The 6,152-nt window shown below is 37.7% G+C and carries 2 protein-coding genes; both read right to left on the minus strand.

Annotated elements, in window-relative coordinates; all coding sequences use genetic code 11:
• Positions 1–28: 28 nt before the first annotated feature.
• Positions 29–3,919 (minus strand): response regulator, encoded by a 3,891-nt coding sequence (locus tag HMPREF1321_RS07080; RefSeq protein WP_034575852.1) that lies wholly within the window; start codon positions 3,917–3,919, stop codon positions 29–31.
• Between the two features lie 4 nt (positions 3,920–3,923).
• Positions 3,924–5,972: an HD family phosphohydrolase gene (locus tag HMPREF1321_RS07085; RefSeq protein ID WP_034575854.1), complete on the minus strand. Its 2,049-nt coding sequence runs from the start codon at positions 5,970–5,972 to the stop codon at positions 3,924–3,926.
• Positions 5,973–6,152 lie beyond the last annotated feature (180 nt).

Consider the following 6,152-nt stretch of genomic DNA (forward strand, 5'->3'; position numbering starts at 1 on the left):
GGTAGCCTCTCTTTTTTGTTTTTCTTTATCACTTCATACCTTCTCTATAATCACGTGGCGTTATTTTAGTAGCTTGTTTAAAAACCGTACTAAAATACTTAGAAGAGTTAAATCCTACTTCAAAAGCTATATCAGTAACTGATTTTTCTGTTTGTTTTAAGAGCTGGCAAGCTACTTCTATACGATACTTATTGATATATTCACTGATACCAATGCCTGTAATTTGTTTCATTTTATTATACACCGAAGCACGACTCATTGCCATTGCTTCAGAAATCATTGTTACATCTAAGTCAATATTACTATAGTGCTTTTTGATGATTTCATTAAGTTTTATCATAAACACTTCGTCAGCATTGCTGATAGTAGTAAGTGCAGGTGAAGGAATCAATAGTTCTTTTTCATAACGTTGCTTAATAAGCTCTTTTTGTTTGAGCAAATTACCTATTACTGAAAGCAAAAGGTCTATATCAAAAGGTTTAGAGAGATAAGCATCGGCACCTAATTTATAGCCTATCTTTTGACTTTCGGTATCACTTTTAGCCGTGAGTAATATCACGGGAATATGACTGATTTGCAAATGCTCTTTCACCTCTTTACACAACTGATAACCATTCATTACAGGCATCATCACATCGCTGATAATAATATCGGGCTGATGCGTTTTTAATAACAACAAAGCTTCCTCACCATTTACTGCTTTTAAAACGCTTTTAAACAACGGACGAAGTTCATCATAAAGATAATTTAAAAAATCAGGATTATCATCTACTAAGAGTACAGAATACATAGAGGTATCCATAGTTACTGCTATCTTCTCTGGGGCTTCAGTTTGTTCTTCTTCACCTTCAAACTTGTGAAGGACGCCCTCAGTGCTATGAGAGTAAGGTAATTCTACATAAAAAACCGTTTGCTCTTCTTCATCTTGATAAGCCCCAATAGTACCGAGATGTTTCTCTACTAATTCTTTACAATAAGCCAACCCTATACCACTACCTCGCTGGTTGTGTTTTCCTTGTTCAAAACGAGTAAAGAGCTTATCCATATCAATATTATGCAATCCTATACCGGTATTTTCCACTTGAAAACGCACTTTTTGTTCGTTATAACTACTGCGAATGTGTATAGTAGAATACTCATTACTAAACTTTACTGCATTCATTAGTAGGTTAGAAAGGACTACCCTTATTTTGGCACTATCTAACTCTACAGGGGGTAGATTTTTATCGAGGTGTAATTCTAAACTTATATGCTTTGTTTCAAATTCTTGTTCAAAATCTTTAGCACTATCGGTGATAAGGTGATTCAAATCAGTATAGGCTTTGGTGAGTGTATTTTCTAACGAAGTATTACGGTTATAGTCTAATACCCAATTGATAATATTCTTCATAGTAGTAGCTTGACGGAAAGCACTCTCTAACTGGGTTTTCTGTGAACGCGTGAGTTTACCACTCTCGGTATGATTAAGCAGACGCTTTAACGGTGCATAAATGAGGGTAAGAGGCGTGCGCAATTCGTGACTTACATTGGTGAGGAATTGTATTTTATCTTCATTGAGTTCCTGCTGATGCAAAGCTATTTGCCATTTGAGTTGTTGTTTTTTACGACGCAGATAACCCCACATTACACCTGCAATAATAGCCAACAAAAGCAAAGAAACTCCCACCAAAAAAGAAGTGCGCTGATACCACACAGGAAGCACTTCGAAGTTGAGCAATGAGGTATCTTTCGTCCAATAGCCATTTTTAGTCATACAAGCGACTTCTACTTGGTATTTTCCTACTGAAAGCAAAGAGATATCTAAACTATTGTCATAGGTTTCAATCACCGAAGTTTGGGCGTTATTTTTAATCTTAAAACGGAAGAGTATGCGCCTAAACATATCTTTTTCATTCAATCCTACATTTAGTTTTAGGGTTTTGAAATAAGGGGGTACCTCTTTAGGAAAGTTTTCAGCGGTGTATATTTTGCCGTTCAATTCTATATTTTGCAAAAAGAGTAAAGGAGTACTACTCTCTTCGGTGTGAATATTCTTATTTATCTTCACAAAACCACCCACTCCTCCCATATAGATGTAAGGGGAAGGCAACAACTGTACATAGCCTGTAAGCACATCGTTGTGGAGAAAGCCATCGGAATCGTCCCAAATCATTATCTTCTTATCGGGAATATGATAAGAAAACAGCACGTTGGAAGCATTAATCCACAAACGCTGTTCAGTATCGAGTTGCATATAGCTAATTTGGTGGAACATATTATCGGTTCCTACGGCACTGAGCTTCTTTTGTGGTATCGCATAACTAAATAACCCATTGGAAGTAGCAATCCAAAGGGTGTGATGAACTTTATCATCGCATACTGCACTAATAGTATACCCCTCATTAAGAGTTAGATAACGTGTTATCTTAGCTTCCGATAACTTCATTTGGTAGAGTACATTTCCTTTGGAGAGAAATAAAGTATCACCTTGTTGTGCTTTGAGTTGTAGGGCATTTTTAGGAGTAAGTCCTTCGGCAAAAGAAATTTTATTAAACTCTTTGTTTTGAAGATTATACAGATAGGTATTTTTAGCTGTAATGAGTATTTTATCTTTATCAATGTGATATACAAAGGGAGTAAAGCCTGCGTGACACTCTTGCTGGTCAGTAGCTTCATCGATGAGCAAGAAAGGAGTGTAGGAACGACTCAGAATATTATATATGAAAAGACCTTTGCCATAGAGAGAGACTAACAACTCATTAGGTGAAAAGTAGGTTATAGAAGAGACCTTATCGTTATACGTATTGGTATGATGTACAAATTGTTCTGTTCTGGGGTTAAAAGCATTGATACCTCCTCCATCGGTGCCTATCCATATGATACCATTGGGAGCTTCGAACAAACTTATCACTGCGCGCTCACTTAATCCATTGCTACTTCCTAACGCACTATCGGTATAAGTCTTGATATAGGTTTCTTTAAAGAGAAAAACACCATCGCGCACTGTACCTGCCCAAAGGTTATGATTAGGGTCTTCATAAAGCACTGTAATGGAATTGACCGGCAAAGAATGTATATTACCGGCACTATGCTGAATATTGTAAAAAGTGTTCTTCTCAGGACTAAAAACCGATACTCCTCCCCCATCGGTGGCTAACCATATATTGCCTTTATAAGGCTTGATATCTAAGATAATATCATTGGACAAAAGAGTATTGTGAGTATCGTAATGTGAGCGCAATTCACCTGCAAGGGTAGCACGAAAAAGCCCTTTTTGAAAAATAGAATAATACACTTCTTTGTGTTGTGCATCATAATACAAAGAACTCAGCGGGCTTGTATTTTCAATAAACAAACTCAACAGTTCTGAGGTAAGAGAATACTTATAAATGCCATCGTTTTCAGTGCCTACAAGAAAGGTTGTATTATCAACAGGACATAGATAGGTAATGAGGCATTCTTTATCTTTTGTTTTAGGTTCTTTCCTCAAAGGCAAGCGCTCTATATTTTTAGTTTTGTAGTTATACTGGTAGATAGCACTATATCCACCAAAGTAAACCCCTTGCTCAGTAGCACAAATAGAGAAGAGTTGTTGCTGGATTTTAGAGGTAAAAGTATCTTTATTTGGGTCGTATTGCCATACGCCTTTATCGGTTACAGCCCAAAGGTTATGCTGGGTATCTTCATAAAGATGATAGATGTAAGACTCAGTATACCTTTTGATATGATTACGGTCTACCCTATTGATACCCTGGCGAGTACCTATCCACAAAATTCCCTTATGGTCACGTACAATAGCGGTAACGCCCGATTGAGAGAGACCGTGTTCAATGGAAATACGTTTAAAATAGTATTCCGTAGGGTTTTGCCCGTAGATTACCCACGTAAAAAAAAGTAAGATACAAGTGCCAAGCACCGATGGTAGTTTTATTATCTTCATTGGGTTATTCAGGGTATTCGATGCGTACGTGATAGATATTGGTAAGTTTGCTTTTAAATATGCGTTTGATAGCTTCGATTTCTTTGAAAGATATATCGGAATTGGCAAACTGATTATCGTCTAATTGTTTTTTGATAATACGGTCTACAAACTCATTGAGTGCTTCGAAGGTAGGATTTTTGAGGCTCTTAGTAGCTGCTTCAACCGAATCAGCCATCATAAGAATAGCGGTTTCTTTGGAAAAAGGAATAGGACCTGGATAACGGAAGTCTTCTTCCTTAGTACCTTCGGGATTTAAGTCTAATGCTTTGCGATAGAAATAATAAGTAAGACTACGCCCGTGATGGGTTTTAATGAAGTCGATAATGCGTTTGGGCAGTTTGTTTTTATGAGCGAGTTCTACTCCATCGGCTACGTGCTTGATAATCACCTTAGCGCTTTGTTCAGGAGTAAGCTGGTCGTGAGGGTTGAGGCTTGTTTTTTGGTTTTCGGTAAAGTAAATAGGGTTTTCCATCTTACCGATGTCGTGATAGAGGGCACCTACACGTACCAAGAGGGTATTAGCTCCAATCTCGGCAGCAGCAGCTTCGGCAAGATTAGCCACTTGCATAGAGTGCTGGAAGGTGCCTGGAGCTTTTTCGGAAAGTTGACGCAAGAGCTTGGTATTTGTATCGGAGAGTTCTAAGAGAGAGACATCGGAAACTAAGCCAAAAGTACGTTCGTAGATATACGTAAAGGGTTGCGAAAAGAGAATACCAATACCATTGAGGATAAAAAGAGTAAGTAAAGAGATATCGAGCCCTTTGAGTGTTCCTTCGGTAATGGTGTGGAAAGCAATATAAATAATTAAATAGGCAGCCGTGATGAGTCCCGCCGATACAAAACTGCTCAATCGGTAGTGCATTCCCTTAGGGGTGAGAATGATAGCCATAGCAGCCACAATCTGTATGAATACAAACTGGAAGCTATTGGGCACAATAAAGCCTGTGATGAGTATGGTGCTGATATACACAAAGAGGACGGTACGCAAATCGAAGAACGACTTGAGAATGAGCACCATCATTCCTACGGGGACAATATAGATATAATCGGGGAAATACCTTGAAATGAGCCCTACGAAAAGAATCATACTGAGCATATTGAGTAAGATAACACTCAATTTAAGGTTGCTTTTATATAATTTCTTTTCGTATATTTTTAAGTATAACGCCATCAGTAGCAATACCATAGCTACTAGCGTGTAATAACCTGAAAGCGACCAATTATAGTTGTTCTGACTCCACGTTTGGGTTTCGTACTCGTCTTTGAGCGACAGCAAGGTATTCAGTTTTTCGCCCTCTACCAATTCACCTTTGGCAATGATGAGTTTCCCTTTATTTACCCAACCGCGCGTATAGACTATCTCTTTAAGGTTTTGAGTAAGCGCTTTTTGAGTGAAATTTTGGTCGATTACGAGGTTAGGAGTAAGGATTTCAAAGAAAAGGTCGTAGTAATTTTTGTGATACTCATTATAAGGGGCGGTATCGAAATAGTTTTTAATAGCTGTTGCCAACTGTTGAAGATATAACACACGTTCGGCAGGCACTTCTACTATTTGATTGTTATGCTTGATAATGAAGATTTCAGAAGGGCTAAACGCAGGCTGATTGAGCATCACTCCATTGCGATAGCTTTCCGCTAAAAAAGCCTCAGCTTTTTTAAGCAAGAGTTCTCGTTTATCGTCGGGCAGATGTTTAAAATAAGCGTACTTTTTCTGTTCAAACTTTTGCTTAGCACTCACAAAAGCGGTAGTATCTTGCTTGTAATACACCGTAGATTGGTTGGTTATTTGTTGTTTTTCGGCTTTTATTTGCTCTTCTGTTTTTTTTAAGGGAAAATCAAAAGGGGCATATAGGTTTTCGTGTTGCCAAAGCTCTCCTTTGCGAAATTCGTATTTAAATTTCGCTTTTTCGGGAAATACTTGCAAGATGAGTACTAAGGCTATAGCAAAGGCTAAAACCTTGAACACAAGTGATTTTTTAATAAATGCTTTGATATTTTTGAGCGTTATCATCGGTTTTCCTTTCTCAAATGTAGATGTAAATGCAATGCAAAGATAAGAAATAATTTTTTAATACCAAAAATGTCGATAATACCAGGAAATGAGAAAATGAGGTGCGAGCTTGAGTTAGAGGAATGAGGCTGTGCCTCAGAAATTAAACAAATATTAAACAAAATCAAGGCTGCGCCTTGT

This window comes from Capnocytophaga sp. oral taxon 412 str. F0487 (assembly GCF_000271925.1).
Classification (GTDB): domain Bacteria; phylum Bacteroidota; class Bacteroidia; order Flavobacteriales; family Flavobacteriaceae; genus Capnocytophaga; species Capnocytophaga ochracea.

Excerpts from the sequence above, each read along its gene's own strand:
- HMPREF1321_RS07080 (WP_034575852.1), bottom strand. The coding sequence starts at position 3,919 with ATGAAGATAATAAAACTACCATCGGTGCTTGGCACTTGTATCTTACTT.
- HMPREF1321_RS07085 (WP_034575854.1), bottom strand. The coding sequence starts at position 5,972 with ATGATAACGCTCAAAAATATCAAAGCATTTATTAAAAAATCACTTGTG.